Raw genomic sequence first — 17,647 nt, forward strand, 5'->3', positions numbered from 1 at the left:
GACCGCCCCGTCCACGCCGAACCCCGTCTCGCGCCTGGCGCGGATCGCACCACCGCTGGCCGCGACCCGGCGCAATGGTGATGCAGCGCCCGGTTCCCGCCGGAGATCCGCGTTGGCAGCCCAGTGCTTGACATGGATCAAGCAGCGGGCCGGGTGCGGGCCGATACGGACGATTCCTCCCTCGCGCAGCAAGCCCCACATGAAATCGCTCCTGCACCACTATCGCATCGGCACGCGCCTGTCCTGGGCCTTCGGCATCCTCTTGGTGACGATGGTGTGCCTGGCCGCGACCGCACTGGTCGGCATGTCCCGCATCCAGGCGAGCCTGGACGAGATCGTCCAGGACAACAACCTCAAGACCACGCAGCTCGAGATCATGCTCGACGCGTCGCAGGCGGTCATTGCCCTGGTACGGGGCGCGATCATCGAGAACGATCCCGCGGCGATCCCCGGGACCATCGACGCCCTGGCTCAGCAGCGCAGGAAGTTCGACGACGCGTTCCAGGCATTGTCGGCGTTGCCGGCGTCCGCCGAAGGACAGCGTCTGCGCGACGAGACGACCGCGGCGCGCAACCTGGCCAAGCCGATCAACGACCGGACCCTGCAACTGCTCATGGACGGCGACGTCGATGCGGCCCGCGCGTTGCTCCTCGCCGAGGGCAACCCGGCGATGGAAGCCTGGCACGCGCCGCTTCGCGCCAACCTCATGCTGCAGGTCCAGGCCAACGAGAGGGATTACGCGGTCGCCACGGCAAACTACCGGGTCGCCCGCGGCATGGCGATGGGCATCGCCCTGGCCGCGCTCGCGATCGGCGTGCTGCTGTCGTGGATCATCACCCGCAGCCTGACCGGCCCGCTGGCACAGGCGACCCGCGTTGCCGATGCGATCGCCAAGGGCGAGCTCGACGGCGAGATCGTGGTCCGCGGGCGAGACGAGGTGGCGCTGCTCCTGGGCTCGATGCGGACCATGCAGCAGGCACTACAGCACTTCTCCGCTGCGCAGGCCGACATCGCGCATCAGCACGCGGACGGCGAGATCGACCATCGCATCCCCGCCAGCGAATTCCCGGGCGCGTTCGGCAGGATGGCCGAAGCGGTCAATGCGCTGGTGGATGCGCACCTGCAGACGGTCGTGGAGATCAACGGCCTGGTGGACGAGTACGCCCGTGGCGACCTGTCCCGCGATTTTCCGCCGATGCCCGGCAAACAGGCGCGGATCAAGCAGGCGATGGACGCCGTCAAGGCGAACATGGTGTCGGTGACCGGCGAGATCCAGCGCCTGGTCGATGCGGCGATGCGCGGCGACTTTTCCCAGCGCGGCGACGCGCAGCACTTCGCGTTCGTGTACCGCGACATGCTCACCAGCCTCAACGGCCTGATGGCCAGCGCCGACCGCGGCATCGAGGAAGTCGGCGAGGTGCTCACCGCCATGGCGCGCGGCGATCTCGGGCGGCGCGCCGACATCGATCTGCCCGGCCGCTTCGGCCAGCTGGCCATCGACTGCAACCGCACGGCGGAGCAGATCACCGGCATCGTCGACCAGATCCGCAGCGGCAGCGACGCGATCAATTCGGCCGCCAGCGAGATCGCCGCCGGCAACGACGACCTCTCGCGCCGCACCGAGCAGCAGGCCGCATCCCTGGAGGAAACCGCCTCGTCGATGGAGGAGCTCACCTCCACCGTGCGCCAGAACGCCGACAACGCCCGCCAGGCCAACCAGCTCGCGATCGGCGCGGTCGACGTCGCCTCGCAGGGCGGCGAAGTCGTCGACAAAGTCGTGCACACCATGTCCGCGATCTCCGAGTCCTCCAACCGCATCGCCGACATCATCGGCGTGATCGACGGCATCGCCTTCCAGACCAACATCCTGGCGCTCAATGCCGCGGTGGAAGCCGCGCGCGCCGGCGAACAGGGCCGCGGCTTCGCGGTGGTCGCAGCCGAGGTGCGGTCGCTGGCGCAGCGTTCGGCCGGGGCTGCGAAGGAGATCAAAACCCTGATCACCGATTCGACCGACAAGGTCCGCCACGGCAACGACCTGGTCGGCCAGGCCGGCAGGACCATGGGCGAGATCGTGACCAGCGTCAAACGCGTCACCGACATCATCGCCGACATCTCGGCCGCTTCGCAGGAGCAGAGCGCGGGCATCGAGCAGGTCAACCAGGCGATCACGCAGATGGACGAGAGCACCCAGCAGAACGCCGCGCTGGTCGAGGAAGCCACGGCGGCTGCGCGCAGCATGGAGCAGCAGGCCGGACAGCTGGTGCAGGCCGTGGCCGCGTTCCGGCTGGAGGGCGCATCCGGCGGCAACGGCCGGAGCCTGCGCCCCGATGCGGCCATCGCGGCGTCGCGCCGCCCCCTCCCGGCGCCCGGCGAAGGCCGGAAACCGCTCCTGCCGGCGGAGAACGACGCCGATCACCGGCTCCGTGCCTCCTGAGCCCTAAAGAATCCAGCGACCGGGCCGATCCCACCAACATGCATCCGAAAATCGAGCAGACCATGTCCCAAGCCACCACAACCCCCGTCCCCGCCGCCAACGGCGACGCCGATACCGGCGAGTTCCTCACCTTCGTGCTCGGCGAGGAGGAGTACGGGGTCGACATCCTGCGCGTGCAGGAGATCCGCAGCTACGACGCGGTCACCCGCCTGCCCGACGCGCCGGACTACATCAAGGGCGTGATCAACCTGCGCGGCATCATCGTGCCGGTGGTCGACATGCGCCTGAAGTTCCGCCTGGCCAAGGCCGAGTACAACGCGCTCACGGTGATGATCGTGCTGAGCGTGGGCGGCCGCGTGGTCGGCATGGTGGTCGACAGCGTCTCGGACGTGGTGCGCCTGTCGGGCGAGCAGGTCCGCGCGGTGCCGGAGATCGGCGCCACCATCGACCGCCAGTTCCTCACCGGCATCGGCACGCTCGACGAGCGCATGCTGATCCTGCTCGACATCGAGCGCCTGATGGGGCACGAAACGATGGGGCTGGTGGCCGCCGAAGCCGCCTGATCGAGCCCGCGCAAGTCCCCCGCGGCGCGTCGACGCCGCGGGTTTGTCTCCCCGCCGGAAGTCGAAATGCGCAACAACCTCCCTGTCACCCGGCGCGAATTCGCGCTCGAGGACGACGAACCCCTCGTCTCGCGCACCGACCGGCGCGGCCTCATCGTCTACGTCAACGCCGCGTTCGTGCGCGTCAGCGGCTTCGGCGAAGCCGAACTGCTCGGCCAGCCGCACAACCTCATCCGCCATCCGGACATGCCGCCCGCCGCCTTCGCCGATTTCTGGCGCACGCTGCAGGCCGGTCGCCCCTGGGTGGGCATGGTCAAGAACCGGCGCAAGGACGGCGACCATTACTGGGTCCGCGCGCACGTCACGCCCTACTACGAGGGCGATACGCACGTGGGCTACATGTCGGTGCGGCGCAAGGCCAGCCGCGCCGAGATCGACGCGGCCGAGCGCGACTATGCCGCGATGCGCGCCGGTACCAGCCGGCTGCGCGTGCGCCATGGCGCGCGCGTGGCGCCGGACCTGCTGCGCACGCTCAATCCGCTTTGGCGCCTCAGCCTGCGCCAGCGCCTGCTGCTGTCCGCCGCCGGGGTCGGAGGCCTGTGCGCCGCCCTGGTGCTGCTGGCATCCGCGGGCGTGTCGTTGCCGCTGCTGCTCGGACTGGTGGCCGCGGCCACCGCGGCGGCGTTCTACTCGGCCTGGTGGCTGTGCCGGGACGTGGTCGGGCGGCTGGAGACGGCCGTGTCGCACCTGCGCGACTTCGCCACCGGCCACTACAACCGCGACATCGCCATCGACCGCAACGACGAAGTGGGCGGCGTGCTGCTGGGCCTGAAATCGATGCAGGTGCGCCTGGGCTTCGAGATCGAGGACCGCCGCCGCGAGGCGGCGGAGATGGCGCGGGTGCGCTGCGCGCTGGACGCCGCGTCCACCAGCGTGCTGGTGGCCGACCACGACCACGCGATCGTGTACGCCAACCCGGCGGCGCGCACGATGCTCGCGGTCGCCGCGGCCGACCTGGGCGAAGCCTGTCCCGGCTTCGTGCCCGACGCCCTGGACGGCAGTCCGCTGCATGTCCTAGATCCCGACCCGCAGGCGCAGCGCGCCAGGCTGGAGACCCTGGCGGCGACGCATCCCTACCGCATCACCTGTGGCGCCCGCACCTTCGACATCACCATGACCCCGGTGCTGGGCGACTCGGGCGCGCGCCTGGGCACGGTGGCCGAGTGGCGCGACCGCACCGTCGAACTGGCGCTGGAGCAGCAGCTGGAGACGGTGGTCGCCGCCGCCGCCGACGGCGACTTCAGCCAGCGCCTCGACCTGCGCGGGGCCAGCGGCTTCGTGCACACGGTCGGCACTGGCCTGGCGCGGCTGATGCAGGCCACCGAGCTGAGCCTGCGCGAGACCGCGGGCGTGCTCGACGCGCTCTCGCACGGCGACCTGCGCCAGCGCATCACCAGCGACATGCACGGCCTGTTCGGCGAGATGAAGGCGAGCACCAATGCCGCTGTCGAGCAGCTCGCGCAGCTGGTCGCCGACATCCAGGCCGCCACGCGCACCATCGGCCAGGCGGCCGCCGAGATCTCGACCGGCAACATCGACCTGTCCACCCGCACCGGCCAGCAGGCCGCGAACCTGCAGGAAACCGCCAGCTCGATGGAGCAGCTGACCGCAGCCGTGCGCCGCAACGCCGACAGCGCGCTGCAGGCCAACGAACTCGCGCGCGGCGCCGGCGACGTGGCCGAGGACGGTGGACGGGTGGTCGCCGACGTGGTGGCGACGATGGCGCAGATCAGCGAATCCTCGCGCCGCATCACCGACATCGTCGGCGTGATCGACGGCATCGCCTTCCAGACCAACATCCTCGCGCTCAACGCCGCGGTCGAAGCCGCGCGCGCCGGCGAGGAAGGCCGCGGCTTCGCTGTGGTCGCCGCCGAAGTGCGCAACCTGGCCCTGCGTTCGGCCGAGGCCGCGCGCGAGATCAAGGCGCTGATTTCGGATTCTTCGGCGAAGGTCGGCGAGGGTGCCGAGCGCGTCGATCGGGCCGGCCGCACGATGGCCGAAATCGTCGATGCCGTGCAGCGGGTGACCGCGATCATGGGCGGGATCACCTCCGCCTCCAGCGAGCAGTCGGCCGGCATCGGCCAGGTCAACCGCGCGGTCATGCAGCTCGACGAAGCGACGCAGCAGAACGCCGCGCTGGTCGAGGAAGCCTCCGCCGCGGCGCGCAGCCTGCAGGACCAGGCCAACGGCCTGGCGGCCGCGGCCGCCGCCTTCCGCATCGATGGCGCCGGCCAGGCGCAAGCGACCCGGCCCGACAGCGGCGCCGCCGGTGCTTCGTGCCCGCCGCGTCCCGCCCGGGTCCTGGCGACGGCGGCAGGCTGACCGGCGCTCACGGGCGGTCGCGACCGCGCCCGCCCCGTATCGGCAGTCCTGCATTCCTGCCGCAGGGAAGGATCCATCTCGCCATCGGCGTGCACCCGCCCGCGCAGGCGGATGCCCGGACTTGCCTGCGCGCGCTCCCTTGTCTGCAGGGCGCGCGGGACCTGGGACGCGGCGCACGCGCCCATTGCAGGACGGCGCTGCGTCGCAGGGATGAGCGGAACGTCGCGCGGATCGCCCCTCAAGCCCGCTGCGGCACCGCCGACAACGTTCCCAGGCCGGCATCGCGTCGCCCGGGGTGGCGGTCGCGAACGCGCCGCCCGCCTGCGGCGCGTTGCCTTCGATCGTCCACGTCCGCCGGGCCCCAGTGCGCCCGCCAGGAGCTGCCATGCGCATCCAGATGTTCCTCTTCGTGTCGTCCTTCGCCCTCGCCGCCGGCGCCCACGCCGCGGACTGGCGGGACATCTCGTTCAAGGCGCCGGTCGGCGAGCGCGACGAGCTCGTGTTTACCGGCAACTGGGCCTGGGACCACAACGGCTTCGGCCATCTTGGCCAGGGGATCGATGCGGCGGCATTCGATGACGACAGCCGGTTCCGCCGCCGCGAGGTGGGCGTGGCACTGCGTCGCAAGGGCAGCTACGAGCTGGCCGTGCAGCGCGATCTCGAGGCCGGGGTCTGGATGGACGTGGCGCTGAAGCTCGATTCGAAAGGCCTGCTCGGCCACGATGCCGGCACGCTGCGCCTGGGCCAGTTCAAGACGCCGGTAGGCTTCGACGGGGTGGGCGCATCGCGCAACACGCCGTTCCTCGAATCGGCGCTGCCGGTGCAGGTGGCCTATGCCGGGCGCCGCATCGGCGCGGAGTGGTCGCTGCAGCGTCCGGCCTGGCTGGCCAGCGTGGGCTGGTTCGACGGCGGCGACCTGGAAGGCGCCAATGAAGGCAGCACCGTGGCCGCGCGCGCCGCCTGGGCGCCACGCAAGTCCGCGGGCGACGTGCTGCACCTGGGCATCGCCGGCAGCCGCGAACGTCCCGACAGCAGCACGGCGCGAATGCGCGCGCGCCCGGAAGTCGGGCTCACCGACGTGCGCCTGGTGGACACGGGTACGCTGGCGGGCGTGGACGCGATCCGCCGCGTGGGCCTCGAGGGGTTGTGGATCCACGGCCCCTGGTCGCTGCAGGGCGAACTGCTCGACGTGCGCGCGCAGCGCGATGCCGGGCTGGCCGATGTGGCGGGACAGGGCGGCTACCTGTTCGGCAGCTGGGTGGTCACCGGCGAATCGCGTGGCTACAACGGTTACGCGACCAACGTGGTGCCCGCTTCGACCGCGGCGCTTGAGCTGCTGCTGCGCTACAGCCAGCTCGACCTGGACGACGGCCAGGTCCGTGGCGGGCGCCAGTCCGACTGGACGGTCGGCGCCAACTGGTACCTCGGCCGCAACTTCAAGCTGCAGGCCAACTACGTGTTCGCCCACGCGCGGCGCGGTGGTGTGCTGCGCGATCCGGAAGCCTTCGGCCTGCGCGCGCAGTTCCACTTCTGACCATCGCGTCCAGCGCAAGGGCTGGACGGTCACACCTTGCAGGCGCCGCGCAGGCCGGCGGAGCCGGCCGGGGGCGCGTGCATCGCGTCACCGCCGCCGGCGCCCGCTGCGGCCGCGTCATTCGCAGCGGGCTGCTCTCGGTTACACCGCCAGCCTGCCTCAAGCACATCCGGGCGGCGCCGTTACTACAGCATCCGTCATCACACCGGGACACCGCACATGTTCAGTTCGTTCAGCATCGGCAAGCGTCTCGGCATCGGCTTTGCCGCCCTCGCGCTCCTGATCCTCGTCATGGGCGGCTTCGCCGCCGACCGCATGGGGAGGGCACAGGACATGGTGCTCGACCTCACCCACGAATCTGTCCCCGCCGTGCGCGAGCTGGGCGCGATGGCCACCGCATTGGCCGAGTACCGCGTCAGCGAGCGCGGCCTGGTCAGCAGCGTCGGCGACACGGCGAAGATGGAGGAGTACGGCAGCGAACTCGTCGCCGGACGCCAGGCCTTCGAGGCGATGACCAGCGCCTTCGCCGCACGGGTGCAGGGCGATGGCGAGCGCGCGGCCTACGAGGACGTGCTGGCGAAGGCCGCGGCCTATTTCGACAACAGCGCCGGACTGATGGCGGCGCTGGAAACCGGCGATCCGGGCCCCGCATCCGCCGCCGGCGACCTGCGCCAGGCCACGGCCGACGCCGTCGCCGCGCTGCTGCAGCAGAACCTCGCCGACCTCGACGCCGCGGTCGCGCGCCAGGAAGCGGCCCACGTCTCCAACCTGTGGGCGATCGCGGTGCTGCTGGGCGTCGCCCTGCTGCTCGCGGTCGGTGCCGCGCTGCTCATCAGCCGCTCGATCGTGCGGCCGCTGGCCGAGGTCATGGCGGCGGCCGATGCGGTCGCGCGCGGCGACCTCGATCGCCCGGTCACCGTGTCCGAGCGCAGTGAACTGGGCGCGCTGGCCGAGTCGATGCGCGCGATGGTCGCAACGCTCAAGCGCTATGTTGCCGCGCAGCGCGAGATGCACCAGGCGCACGACGCCGGCACGATCAGCCACGTGATGCCGGCCGCCGAGTTCCCGGGCGCCTACGGCACGATGGCGACCGGCCTCAACGACCTGGTCGCCGCGCACATCGCGGTGAAGATGCACGTGGTCGATACCGTCGCCCTCTATGCGCGCGGTGATCTCTCCCGCGACCTCGACCGCCTGCCGGGCGAGAAGGCGAAGATCAGCGCCATCATCGACGCGGTGAAGCAGTCGATGCTCGACAGCAACGCCGAAGTGCGGCGCCTGGTCGAAGCCGCGGTGGCGGGCGATTTCTCGCAGCGCGGCGATGCCGGGCGCTTCGAGTTCGCCTACCGCGAGCTGATCGAGGAACTCAACCGGCTGATGGCCGCGACCGACGAAGGTCTCGGCCAGATCGGCGCCCTGCTCTCGGCCGTGGCCGATGGCGACCTCTCGCGCCGCGTCGATGCCGGCCTGCCCGGCCGCTTCGGCGAGGTGGCCGGGGATGCCAACCGCACGGTCGAGCGCCTGGCCGAGATCGTCGGCCAGATCCGCAGCGGCAGCGATGCGATCAATTCGGCCGCTGGCGAGATCGCCGCCGGCAACGACGACCTCTCCCGGCGCACCGAGCAGCAGGCCGCATCGCTTGAGGAAACCGCCTCGTCGATGGAAGAACTCACCTCCACCGTTCGCCAGAACGCCGACAACGCCCGCCAGGCCAACCAGCTGGCGATCGGCGCGGTCGATGTCGCCTCGCTGGGCGGCGAAGTGGTCGACAAGGTGGTCGAGACGATGTCGGCCATCTCCGAATCGTCCAACCGCATCGCCGACATCATCGGCGTGATCGACGGCATCGCCTTCCAGACCAACATCCTGGCGCTCAACGCCGCGGTGGAAGCCGCGCGTGCGGGCGAGCAGGGCCGTGGCTTCGCGGTGGTCGCGGCCGAGGTGCGCTCGCTGGCGCAGCGTTCGGCTGGCGCGGCCAAGGAGATCAAGACCCTGATCACCGATTCGACCGACAAGGTGCGCCACGGCAACGACCTGGTCGGCGAGGCCGGCAGGACCATGGGCGAGATCGTGACCAGCGTCAAACGCGTCACCGACATCATCGCCGACATCTCGGCGGCCTCGCAGGAACAGAGCGCGGGCATCGAGCAGGTGAACCAGGCGATCACGCAGATGGACGAGAGCACGCAGCAGAACGCCGCGCTGGTCGAGGAAGCCACGGCGGCTGCGCGCAGCATGGAGCAGCAGGCCGGGCAGCTGGTGCAGACGGTGGCGGTGTTCCAGGTGCAGGGCGGCCAGCCGACGCCAGCCGCGAAGTCCGAGCCGGCTGTTGCGACGCGGGCCGGTGTGGCCAGGCTGTCCAGCCACAGGCCGGTCCCGGCTCGCTCCAGGCCGGGTCCACGCGCCGCGGCGCCAGCTGCGGCTGCAGCTGCCGGGGTGTCGGAGGATTGGCAGGAGTTCTGAGCGCGCGTTGGCGGGGGGATGGAAAGGGCGGCTACGGCCGCCCTTTGCATTTGTCCGCGCCGCGGCCAGATTCGGCGCGGCGGCGACCGGCGACTCAACTCCCCGGCCGCGCGGCCGTTACCGGCTTGACGGACCCTGCTGCCCGGACGATGCCTGTCGCCGACGAACACGAATCCTCGCACCTGCTGGACGACGAAGAACAGTCGCCGTTCGCCCTGCGTGAACCGGGCGAGATCGCGGCCGTCCTGCGTGCGCTGGTCGAGGCACGGGCGCTGATCAGCGCCAGCCTGGTCCCGGGCGGCCATGCCTGCCCGACCGCGCTGCTGGCGGTGCACGACGACGGCACCCTGGTGTTCGACGGCAACCGCGACGAGGCGATGAACCAGCGCATGGCAGCGGCCAGCCGCATGGTCTGCAGCGCACAGCTGGACCTGGTGCCGATCCGCTTCCGCGTCTCCGAGCCGGCGCGGATCGTGCACGAGGACTACGTGGCGTTCGCCACGCCATGGCCGCAGGCGTTGCTGCGCATGCAGCGGCGCGAGATGTACCGGCTGCAGTCCCCGGCGTCCGCGCCGGTGACCGTGCACCTGGGCGATGCCGACCGCGCGCCCGATCCGGCCGCGCCGGGCCTGCGCGTGCTCGACATCAGCGGCAGCGGGCTCGCCATCGCGATCCCGGAAGGCGCGCAGGCGCGGTTCCAGCCCGACGCGCGACTCGCGCCCTGCCTGCTGCGCCTGGGCGATGCGGCGCCGGTGGCGGTCGTGATCGAGGTCATCTACACCCGCCCCCACGAGGTGCGCGGCGTCGCCCAGTGGCGTGCCGGCTGCCGCTTCGTGGACCTGCCGGCGGCCGTCGAGCAGCAGCTCATGCAGTACATCTTCCAGGTCGAGCGCCAGCGCAACGCGCGGCTGCGCCGCGGCGGCTGACGGCCGCGCAACCGGTGACGGAACGGGCCTCAAGTTCCGGTCCGCGATGCCGCTATCGGGTCGACGGGCGTGCGCGACGGCATGCCTCCAGCATCCCCACCGGAGTAGACAGATGACCGCAAGGACCCCCCGTTTCATCGCCGCCGTGCTGCTTGGCGGCTGCGCGTTCGCCAGCTTCGCCCAGGACGTGATCCGCCCCGAACAGGCCTCGCGCCACGTCGGCCAGAGCGGCATGGTCTGCGGCAAGGTCGAGAAGACCCGCTACGCCGAGAACTCCGAAGGCCAGCCCACCTTCCTGCACATGGGCGGCGCGTTCCCGCGCCACACCTTCTCGGCGCGCATCCCGCAGGACCAGCGCGGGAAGTTCCGCCCGACCCCGGAAGAACTCGAGGGCCGCGACGTCTGCGTGGTGGGCACCATCGAGCGCGATGCCAGCCGCGCGGAGATCGCGGTGCGCTCGCCCGGCGACGTCAAGCTCGCCACGATCAAGTGATCCAGCGGCCCGGCGCGCAAGCGACCGGGCCGCTCTCGTTTACGTCACAGGGGAGTGACCCAATGCAGTGGTTCTCGAATCTCAAGCTCGCGCCCAAGCTGATGCTGGCCTTCGGGCTGGTCCTGGTGCTCATGCTCGTGCAGGGCATCGGCGCCTACATCGGCATGCGCTCGATGGAACGCGTCACCGGCGAACTGGCGCAGGATGTCCTGCCCAGCGTCACCCTGGTGGGCGACACACGCGCCCTGCTGGGCGAGTACCGCACCGCGTCCTACCGCGGCCTCGTCCGCGCCAGCGACGCCGTCAAACGGGAAGCACGCGAGCGCACGGTCCAGATCGACGCGCAGCTGGCCGAGAACCTCAAGGCCTACGGGAAGTTCGCGACCACGCCGGACGAACAGCGCCTGCTCGCCGAACTCGCCGCCGCGTGGGAGTCCGCGCGCGCCTCGTATGCGTCGGTCAACGAGATGCTCGACCTCGAACTGCCCGACGACGCCACCGATACCTTCATCGGCGAGACCAGCCGCCTGCACGACGCCACCAGCGCCGCGCTCGCCGCGCTCGCCGACGAGGCCAACCGCGCCGCCGCCGCGTCCACCGGGCGCGCGCAGAGCACCTATACGGCCTCCAGCCTGATGCTGGTGAGCCTGCTGCTGGCCGGCATCGTCGCCGGCCTGGCGGTGGCCTGGCTGATGGCCCGCAGCCTGACCCGCGCCGCGCGCGAGGCCGCGAGCGTCGCCAACGACGTGGCCGGAGGGAAGCTCGACAGCCACATCGACACCACCCGCGCCGACGAGATCGGCGACCTGCTCAAGTCCATGCGCCGCATGCAGCACGACCTGCGCGAGCGCATCGAACGCGATCAGGCGATCGCCGGCGAGAACCTGCGCATCCGCACCGCGCTGGACAGCTCCGGCACCAGCGTGATGATCACCGACCCGCAGCGCACGATCATCTATGCCAACGCCGCGGTCACCGCACTGCTGCAGGAGCACGAGGACGAGATCCGTTCGGCGCTGCCGGAGTTCCAGCTCGACCAGCTCGTCGGCACCCGGGTCGATGCCTACCAGGCCAAGCCGGAACAGTTCGGCCAGGCCCTGGTCGAAACCAGCGGCGTCCACCAGTGCGAGATCTCGATGGGCGCCGCACACTTCGGCCAGAGCGTGGCGCGCGTCGAGGACGGCGACGGCCACCTGCTGGGCTATGTGGTCGAACTGCGCGACCGCACCCAGCAGGTGCACGTGGAGGTCGAACTGGGCCGCGTGGTCCAGGCGGCCGCCGGTGGCGATCTGTCCCAGCGCATCGGCCTCGACGGCAAGCAGGGGTTCTACCTGCAGCTCGCCGAACAGCTCAACGGCCTGCTCGACGCCAATGCGACGAGCCTGGAGCAGGTATCGCAGGTACTGACCGCGCTGGCCGACGGCAACCTGACCGCGCGCATGGACGGCGATTACCACGGCGTGTTCGCCACCATGCGCGACGACGCCAACCGCACCGTCGAGCGCCTGGCCGAGATCGTCAACCAGATCCGCAGCGGCAGCGATGCCATCAATGCCTCGGCCTCCGAAATCGCCGCCGGCAACGACGACCTCTCCCGGCGCACCGAGCAGCAGGCCGCATCGCTGGAGGAAACCGCTTCGTCGATGGAGGAACTCACCTCCACCGTGCGCCAGAACGCCGACAACGCCCGCCAGGCCAACCAGCTCGCGATCGGCGCGGTCGATGTCGCCTCGCAGGGTGGGGAAGTGGTCGGCAAGGTGGTCGAGACGATGTCCGCGATCTCCGAGTCGTCCAGCCGCATCGCCGACATCATCGGCGTGATCGACGGCATCGCCTTCCAGACCAACATCCTGGCGCTCAACGCCGCGGTCGAAGCCGCGCGCGCCGGTGAACAGGGGCGCGGTTTCGCGGTCGTAGCAGCGGAGGTGCGCTCGCTGGCGCAGCGTTCGGCCGGCGCGGCCAAGGAGATCAAGACCCTGATCACCGATTCGGCCGACAAGGTCCGCCACGGCAACGACCTGGTCGGCCAGGCCGGCAGGACCATGGGCGAGATCGTGACCAGCGTCAAACGCGTCACCGACATCATCGCCGACATCTCGGCGGCCTCGCAGGAGCAGAGCGCGGGCATCGAGCAGGTCAACCAGGCGATCACGCAGATGGACGAGAGCACCCAGCAGAACGCCGCGCTGGTCGAGGAAGCCACGGCGGCGGCGCGCAGCATGGAGCAGCAGGCCGGGCAGCTGGTGCAGACGGTGGCGGTGTTCCGGGTGCAGGAAGACAGGCCGGCACGAGCAGCCAAGCCAGCGGCGACGCCCGCGTCCGCCACCGCCGCTCCTTCGGCCAACGTGGCCAGGCTCAAGCCGGCCGCGCCACGGGGCAAGCCCGCCCCGCGCCCCGTGGCGGCCACGGCCGGGAACGGCGGGGACTGGCAGGAGTTCTAGGGCCGGCGCACCGGGTGTGGCTCGGGAACGGGGCGCTCTGGCGCCCCGTTCCGCTTTGCCCGCCCGCTTTCCCCTTCCATCGCCCGGCGCACTGCGTCCGCCCCGCCGGCGCGTGACCCGGTGCGGGTCCGACGCATGTTCGAACTTGGACGTTATGTCCCAGTTCGCGGCTGGATCGCGGCGGGCGCCAGCCGATAACAACGGCACAGACCTACTGTGCCCCGGGTCCGGGGCATCACCGCACACCTGACCACAGGATTTCCGCACCATGTCCGTTCGCACCACGTCCCTTTCGCTCGCGCTCCTGCTTGCGCTGCCGCTCACGGCCGCTGCGCAGGACGCCGACTCCATGTTCTCCTTCAGCGGCTTCGGCACCGTGGGCGTCGTCCACAGCAGCGAGGACCAGGCCGACTTCGCCACCGATTTCCAGCCTGACGGCGCGGGGTACTCCGACAGCTGGTCGGCCAACCCCGACAGCCGCCTGGGCTTCCAGGTCGATGCGCGGTTCACCGAGCGGTTCTCGGCCGTCGTGCAGCTGATGAGCGAGTACGACTACGAGGGTTCGCACGAACCGGAGCTGACCCTGGCCCACCTGCGCTATGACTTCACCCCGGCGCTGTCGCTGCGTCTCGGGCGCCTGGCCCCGCCGACGTTCATGCTCTCGGACTATCGCAAGGTCGGCTACGCGATGCCCTGGGTGCGCCCGCCGGTGGAGGTCTACAACACCTCGCTCGCGATCGATGGCGCCGAAATCGCCTACAAGTTCAACGTCGGCACCACCGCCATGACCCTGCAGCTGGTCGGCGGCGACACCGATGCCGGTGTCATCAAGCTGGACGACACCATCGGCCTGGTGGGACGCGCCGAGTTCGGCAGCTCGACGATCTTCGCCGGCTACAACCGGACCACGCTTTCGCTGGAGGCCGACCCGTCGGTCGAAGCCCTGCTTGCGCTCTACACCCAGGTCGCCCCCCAGCTGGCGTCGCGCTTCCGTTTCGCCGACAACGACGTGACCTTCTCGTCGCTGGGCTACGCCTACGACCCGGGCGCCTGGTTCGCGCGCGCCGAAGTCACCCGCCTCGGCACCGACGACGGCATGATCGCCGGGACCACCAACATGTATGCAAGCGCCGGCTGGCGCGTTGGCGCGTTCACGCCGTACCTCACGCTGGGCAAGGTCAAGGTCGACAGCGACACCAGCGTGGGCGCCGTCGATCCGATCGGCGTGGTCAACGCCATCCTGGCCGGCCACAACGAAAACCGCCGCAGCCTCACCGTCGGCACCCGCTGGGACTTCCGCGAGAACTTCGCGCTGAAGCTCGAGGCCTCGCATGTCGATGCCGGCGCCGGCTCCAACGGCGGCCTGACCAACCTGCAGCCCGGTTTCGAGCGCGGCGGCAGCTACAACCTGCTGTCGGCCTCCGTCGACTTCGTGTTCTGAGGACCCCGCCGATGAAGTTCCGCAACGCTTTCCTGTGTCTCGCCCTCGCCGCGCTGCTGCCGGCCGCCGCCCACGCCGAAGTGGTGGTGGTGGTATCCGCCAACAGCCCGGTCACCAGCCTCACCGCGGCCCAGGCCTCGCAGATCTTCCTGGCCAAGTCGGTCAGCCTGCCCGGTGGCGGCGCGGCCACGCCGATCGATATCGCCAGCGGTCCGGTGCGCGACGAGTTCTACACCAAGGTGACCGGCAAGGACGCCGCGCAGCTGAAGTCCTACTGGGCGCAGCTCACGTTCACCGGCAAGGCCAAACCGTTCCGGCAGGCGCCGAGCGCGGCCGAGGCGAAGAAGCTGATCGCCGCCTCGCCATCGGCGATCGGCTACCTGGCCCCCGCCGACGTCGACTCCAGCGTCCGCGTCGTGCTCAAGCCGTGACCCGTCCCGGCCCCGGTGGCAGCCGCCACCGGGGCCGGCATGTCCCCGGCGTCCGTGGCTACCCGCCGCTCGCGCCTGATGTCTTTCGCGAGGCAACTCCATGTTTGCGTTCCTCAACAATCTGAATGTCGGCAAGCGCCTCGGGGCAGGCTTCGGCCTGCTCGTGGCGCTGTTGGCCCTGCTCGCCGGCATCGCGTTCTTCGAGATGCGGGCGATCCAGGACCGGCTGGTCGAGATCGTCGACACCTACAACGTCAAATCGCGCCACCTCAACGAGATGCATCGGGCCAGCGCGGCCACCTCGATGTCGGTACGCAATCTCCTGATCCTCGACGATCTGGAGATCATCGAGATGGAGCGCGAGTCGTTGAGCGCGGCGCGCCAGCAGTACGACACGGCGCGAGATGCCCTGTATGCGCTCCCGGCCGAGGGCGCGGCGCTGGAACTGCGCGAGAAGACCGACGCCGCGCGCGCGGTCAGCCGCGAGGCCAATGACCGCATCGTGGCGCTCGTGCTGGCGCAGGACAAGGCCGGCGCACGCGACGTGCTCATGGCCGAGGGCGGTCCGGCCGCCCGCGACTGGCGGCTGCTGCTGGAAGAGAACCTCCAGCAGCAGGAATCGGCGACGAGCCAGGCGCACGCGAGCGCGCTCGCCGCCTACGACATCGCCCGCCTGCTGCTGCTCCTTGTGGCCTGCGCTGCACTGGGCATCGCCGTCGGATCTGGCTGGCTGCTCACCCGCAGCATCGTGCGTCCCTTGAACGAGGCCACGCGCGTGGCCCGCGACATCGCGCGCGGCAGGCTCGACGGCGACATCCGGGCCACCGGCCGCGACGAGCTGTCCGCACTGCTCGGCTCGATGTCCGAGATGCAGGCCGGGCTGCAGCGCTTCGCGCAGGCGCAGGGCGAGATCAGCCAGCGCCACGAGGCCGGCGAAATCGACCATCGCATGCCGGAGGAAGAGTTCCAGGGTGCGTTCGCCGAGATGGCTGCGCAGATCAACGGCCTGGTTGCGTCCCACCTGGCGGTGCAGATGCAGGTGGTGGACATGGTGGGCGCCTATGCACGCGGCGACCTGTCCGGCGACCTGGAGCGCCTGCCCGGGCAGAAGGCGCGGTTCACCGAGGCGGTGGATGGCGTCAAGGCAGGGCTGGAATCGGTGATGGCGGAGATTGGCGGGCTGGTCGATGCGGCCGTGGCCGGCGATTTCAGCCGCCGCGGCGACAGCGAGGTGTTCGAGTTCGCCTACCGCGACATGATCGCCAACCTCAACCTGCTGATGGAAAGCGCCGACCGCGGCCTGAGCGACGTGGGCAGCCTGCTGGAAGCGGTCGCCGCCGGCGACCTCAGCCGCCAGGCGGACGCCTCGCTGCCGGGCCAGTTCGGCAAGCTCGCCGCGGACGCCAACGGCACCGTGCGCAAGCTGGCCGAGGTGGTCACCCAGATCCGCGGCGGCAGCGACGCGATCAATTCGGCCGCCGGCGAGATCGCCGCCGGCAACGACGACCTCTCGCGCCGCACCGAGCAGCAGGCCGCATCCCTGGAGGAAACCGCCTCGTCGATGGAGGAACTCACCTCCACCGTTCGCCAGAACGCCGACAACGCCCGCCAGGCCAACCAGCTCGCGATCGGCGCGGTCGATGTCGCCTCCCAGGGTGGGGAAGTAGTCGGCAAGGTGGTCGAGACCATGTCCGCGATCTCCGAATCGTCCAACCGCATCGCCGACATCATCGGCGTGATCGACGGCATCGCCTTCCAGACCAACATCCTGGCGCTCAACGCCGCGGTCGAAGCCGCGCGCGCCGGCGAACAGGGCCGCGGTTTTGCGGTCGTGGCAGCGGAGGTGCGCTCGCTGGCGCAGCGTTCGGCCGGGGCTGCGAAGGAGATCAAGACCCTGATCACCGATTCGACCGACAAGGTCCGCCACGGCAACGACCTGGTCGACCAGGCCGGCAAGACCATGGGCGAGATCGTGACCAGCGTCAAACGCGTCACCGACATCATCGCCGACATCTCGGCAGCCTCGCAGGAACAGAGCGCGGGCATCGAGCAGGTGAACCAGGCGATCACGCAGATGGACGAGAGCACGCAGCAGAACGCCGCGCTCGTCGAAGAAGCCACGGCGGCTGCGCGCAGCATGGAGCAGCAGGCCGGGCAGCTGGTGCAGACGGTGGCGGTGTTCCGGGTGCAGGATGGCGACGCTTCGCGCGTGACGCGGGTGGCATCGCCCGTAGTGGTCCCCGCCCCGCGGCAGGTCCACACGCTGCCGGCGACCAGGCGCGCGGCGCCCGCTCTGCGCGGCCCCGGCAGGCCGTCTGCCGCGCTGCCCGTCGAGGCCGCCGGCGAGTGGCAGGAGTTCTGAGCGACCGGCTCCCGGCCAGGCAGGAGGCGGCTGCGGCCGCCGGCCTGGACCCCGGGCGGGGGCGCCACACGCCTCCGCCCGCAGGTTGCCGTCAGCCTCCGTGACCGCAGGGGCGCATGGTCCGTCCCGCCAGCGTCCAATGACCAGGCCGCGGGCCGGCCCGCCGATGGACGGTCT

Annotated in this window: 11 protein-coding genes; all 11 read left to right on the forward strand. The window is 70.7% G+C overall.

The features are described 5' to 3' along the window. Window positions 1–199: 199 nt before the first annotated feature. The 11 genes from Q0863_RS07395 (at window position 200) to Q0863_RS07445 (ending at window position 17,470) form a co-directional block, all read left to right on the forward strand. On the forward strand, window positions 200–2,434 hold the full coding sequence (locus Q0863_RS07395) for a methyl-accepting chemotaxis protein (RefSeq protein ID WP_298576869.1): 2,235 nt from the start codon (window positions 200–202) through the stop codon (window positions 2,432–2,434). Window positions 2,435–2,496: 62 nt separating this feature from the next. Beyond that, entirely contained in the window at window positions 2,497–2,997 is a 501-nt protein-coding gene (locus tag Q0863_RS07400; protein WP_298576870.1) for a chemotaxis protein CheW, read from the forward strand. Between the two features lie 66 nt (window positions 2,998–3,063). Further along, window positions 3,064–5,379 (forward strand): methyl-accepting chemotaxis protein, encoded by a 2,316-nt coding sequence (locus Q0863_RS07405; protein ID WP_298576871.1) that lies wholly within the window; start codon window positions 3,064–3,066, stop codon window positions 5,377–5,379. Between the two features lie 385 nt (window positions 5,380–5,764). Next, a complete protein-coding gene (locus Q0863_RS07410) occupies window positions 5,765–6,913 on the forward strand; it encodes a porin (protein WP_298576872.1) in 1,149 nt (382 codons plus the stop codon). 219 nt (window positions 6,914–7,132) lie between these two features. After that, window positions 7,133–9,376, forward strand: coding sequence for a methyl-accepting chemotaxis protein (locus tag Q0863_RS07415; RefSeq protein WP_298576873.1), 2,244 nt, complete (start codon window positions 7,133–7,135; stop codon window positions 9,374–9,376). A 149-nt stretch (window positions 9,377–9,525) separates the two neighbouring features. After that, complete coding sequence (locus Q0863_RS07420) at window positions 9,526–10,302, forward strand: flagellar brake protein (RefSeq protein ID WP_298576874.1); 777 nt, start codon at window positions 9,526–9,528, stop codon at window positions 10,300–10,302. A gap of 112 nt (window positions 10,303–10,414) precedes the next feature. Beyond that, window positions 10,415–10,795: a hypothetical protein gene (locus tag Q0863_RS07425; protein ID WP_298576875.1), complete on the forward strand. Its 381-nt coding sequence runs from the start codon at window positions 10,415–10,417 to the stop codon at window positions 10,793–10,795. 62 nt (window positions 10,796–10,857) lie between these two features. Beyond that, window positions 10,858–13,236 carry a methyl-accepting chemotaxis protein gene (locus tag Q0863_RS07430; RefSeq protein WP_298576876.1) on the forward strand — a complete coding sequence of 793 codons (2,379 nt, stop codon included), beginning with the start codon at window positions 10,858–10,860 and terminating at the stop codon, window positions 13,234–13,236. Between the two features lie 268 nt (window positions 13,237–13,504). Then, window positions 13,505–14,677 (forward strand): hypothetical protein, encoded by a 1,173-nt coding sequence (locus Q0863_RS07435; RefSeq protein ID WP_298576877.1) that lies wholly within the window; start codon window positions 13,505–13,507, stop codon window positions 14,675–14,677. A gap of 11 nt (window positions 14,678–14,688) precedes the next feature. Beyond that, entirely contained in the window at window positions 14,689–15,108 is a 420-nt protein-coding gene (locus Q0863_RS07440; RefSeq protein WP_298576878.1) for a phosphate ABC transporter substrate-binding protein, read from the forward strand. 100 nt (window positions 15,109–15,208) lie between these two features. Next, window positions 15,209–17,470, forward strand: a complete 2,262-nt coding sequence (locus tag Q0863_RS07445) for a methyl-accepting chemotaxis protein (protein ID WP_298576879.1) — start codon at window positions 15,209–15,211, stop codon at window positions 17,468–17,470. Window positions 17,471–17,647 lie beyond the last annotated feature (177 nt).

Source organism: uncultured Luteimonas sp. (assembly GCF_947492465.1).
Classification (GTDB): Bacteria; Pseudomonadota; Gammaproteobacteria; order Xanthomonadales; family Xanthomonadaceae; genus Luteimonas.

What these genes read in the sequence shown, in the direction of transcription:
- Q0863_RS07395 (WP_298576869.1), top strand. Translation starts at nt 200, where the DNA reads ATGAAATCGCTCCTGCACCACTATCGCATCGGCACGCGCCTGTCCTGG.
- Q0863_RS07400 (WP_298576870.1), top strand. Translation starts at nt 2,497, where the DNA reads ATGTCCCAAGCCACCACAACCCCCGTCCCCGCCGCCAACGGCGACGCC.
- Q0863_RS07405 (WP_298576871.1), top strand. Translation starts at nt 3,064, where the DNA reads ATGCGCAACAACCTCCCTGTCACCCGGCGCGAATTCGCGCTCGAGGAC.
- Q0863_RS07410 (WP_298576872.1), top strand. Translation starts at nt 5,765, where the DNA reads ATGCGCATCCAGATGTTCCTCTTCGTGTCGTCCTTCGCCCTCGCCGCC.
- Q0863_RS07415 (WP_298576873.1), top strand. Translation starts at nt 7,133, where the DNA reads ATGTTCAGTTCGTTCAGCATCGGCAAGCGTCTCGGCATCGGCTTTGCC.
- Q0863_RS07420 (WP_298576874.1), top strand. Translation starts at nt 9,526, where the DNA reads ATGCCTGTCGCCGACGAACACGAATCCTCGCACCTGCTGGACGACGAA.
- Q0863_RS07425 (WP_298576875.1), top strand. Translation starts at nt 10,415, where the DNA reads ATGACCGCAAGGACCCCCCGTTTCATCGCCGCCGTGCTGCTTGGCGGC.
- Q0863_RS07430 (WP_298576876.1), top strand. Translation starts at nt 10,858, where the DNA reads ATGCAGTGGTTCTCGAATCTCAAGCTCGCGCCCAAGCTGATGCTGGCC.
- Q0863_RS07435 (WP_298576877.1), top strand. Translation starts at nt 13,505, where the DNA reads ATGTCCGTTCGCACCACGTCCCTTTCGCTCGCGCTCCTGCTTGCGCTG.
- Q0863_RS07440 (WP_298576878.1), top strand. Translation starts at nt 14,689, where the DNA reads ATGAAGTTCCGCAACGCTTTCCTGTGTCTCGCCCTCGCCGCGCTGCTG.
- Q0863_RS07445 (WP_298576879.1), top strand. Translation starts at nt 15,209, where the DNA reads ATGTTTGCGTTCCTCAACAATCTGAATGTCGGCAAGCGCCTCGGGGCA.